The sequence below is a fragment of the Rhodococcus sp. NPDC059969 genome (assembly GCF_042738325.1).
In the GTDB taxonomy this organism is placed as follows: Bacteria; Actinomycetota; Actinomycetes; order Mycobacteriales; family Mycobacteriaceae; genus Rhodococcus_F.
Map to the genome: position 1 here is coordinate 1 of NZ_JBHWUF010000035.1, position 1642 is coordinate 1642.

General features: G+C 70.2%; 1 protein-coding gene. It reads left to right on the forward strand.

Annotated features, from left to right (window positions below; genetic code table 11):
- The first annotated feature begins 55 nt into the window (after nucleotides 1–55).
- Nucleotides 56–1528, forward strand: a complete 1473-nt coding sequence (locus ACFWAD_RS29860) for a hypothetical protein (RefSeq protein WP_378550455.1) — start codon at nucleotides 56–58, stop codon at nucleotides 1526–1528.
- Nucleotides 1529–1642 lie beyond the last annotated feature (114 nt).

Sequence of the window (1642 nt, forward strand, 5' to 3'; positions counted from 1 at the left end):
AATGTAGCCCCTACAAGATGGGTGCTGCTGATGGGTATTCGCGTAAGGGGATGGCATGACCGGATGGATCGGGGATTTCGCTGAGGCGAACCCCTGGCCCGTGGCGATCGGAGCCGTGGTGGTCGGCTTGGCGCTGCTCGCGCTGCTGGCGGTCGGGGCGAAGGCCGGGGTTAAGGCGTTCAAGACCCGTCGCTACACGCAGGGTCGGATGACGGTCGCGCAGATCGTCGCCACGATCGGTGCCCTCGGGGCGACGGGCGTCGGCGCCAACACGGCCTGGCGGTTCGCGGGGGAGCACCTGCACATCACGCACGCAGGGGAGCGGGCTGCTCTCTTCCTCGTCGGCGAGGTGATGCTGTTCGGTCTGGCGCTGATGGCGAGGCAGAACCTGCACAACGCGGAGATGCGGCGTACGGGCCTTCCGGGCACGTTGGTCTGGGTCCTGTCCGCCTTCCTCGCGGTACCAGCGATCTCAGAGTCCGACTCGGCGGCCGGCGCGGCCTGGCGGATCGTGCTCGGCCCGATGGGCGCGGCGCTTCTGTGGCACCTGGCGATGGGCATCGAGCTGCGGCACTCCGGTGAGGAGAACGCCGAGAACAACGGTGTCGCGGCGCGGATCCTGCGCCGGTTCCAGCAGCAGCTGCTGGCCCGTCTGGGGATCGCGGAGCACGACAAGGACGCCGAGGAGCTCATCCAGGAGCGGGCCCGTAGCCGGGCCGCTGAACTGGCCGACCGGTACCGCGGCCTGAACGAGAAGCAGCTCAAGGGATGGAGGGGCCGTCGGCTGCGGAGCAAGCTGCGCGCGACGCTGCGCCGTGCCGATGTCGCGGGCAACCCGGAGCGCAAGCGGCTCCTGCTGGCGGACCTGGCGGTCTCCTCGCACGCCCCGGCCCTGGTGGAGCTGGTGCACCCGTCCCCGTGGGTCGAGGCTCCCGAGGTCACCGCCCCGCCGGCCGCTCCGGCTGCGGAGCTGACCAGCAGCGAGGAGCGGATGTTCGAGGTGTTCCGTACGTACCTTGCCCAGCACGGCTCGGCTGCGGCTCTCCAGCTGGAGGCGGGTAACCCCCTCCCCGCGTCGAAGGACGGCGTGGACGAGGCGCTGGAGCAGCTGCTGGAGGAGGCCAGCAAGAGCGAGGACGGTCCGGACGACGATGACGACCCGAAGGGCCCCGGCGGTGCGCCGAGCCCGGAGGCGGACGACAGCGACGCGGTCCTGAACGCCACGGTCTGGGCACAGCAGCAGGCGCCGGTGGTGGAGCAGGAGCGGGAGCCGGTCCTGAGCCGCGAGGAGATGGAGCGGGCTGCGCACACTGCCAAGTTGCAGGAGCCGGAGCTGTCGAAGAACAGCGACGCGATCCGCTACGCGATTTCGGTGACCGGAACGACAGTGGCCGGGCAGCTCGTCCGGTGGCTGGCCTTGCACGGCCGGGAGGGCGTGAACGAGGGGCAGGCGTACCGGGTCGCGAAGAAGCAGGTGGAGGAGCGGCGGAGCAACATCCGTCAGCTCCGCCCTACCTCTGGGGACTGATGTGGCAGCCGGGATGCAGCGGGTTCGGCAGGCGGGCTCGACCGCGTGTCCGGTCTCCGTGATGGTCTCGGCCGTACAGCAGAGCTACGGCAGGACCCCAAGACAGTACGAGAG

Bases quoted from the DNA above. Each gene is read 5' to 3' on its own strand.
- ACFWAD_RS29860 (WP_378550455.1), top strand. From the start codon at position 56: ATGACCGGATGGATCGGGGATTTCGCTGAGGCGAACCCCTGGCCCGTG.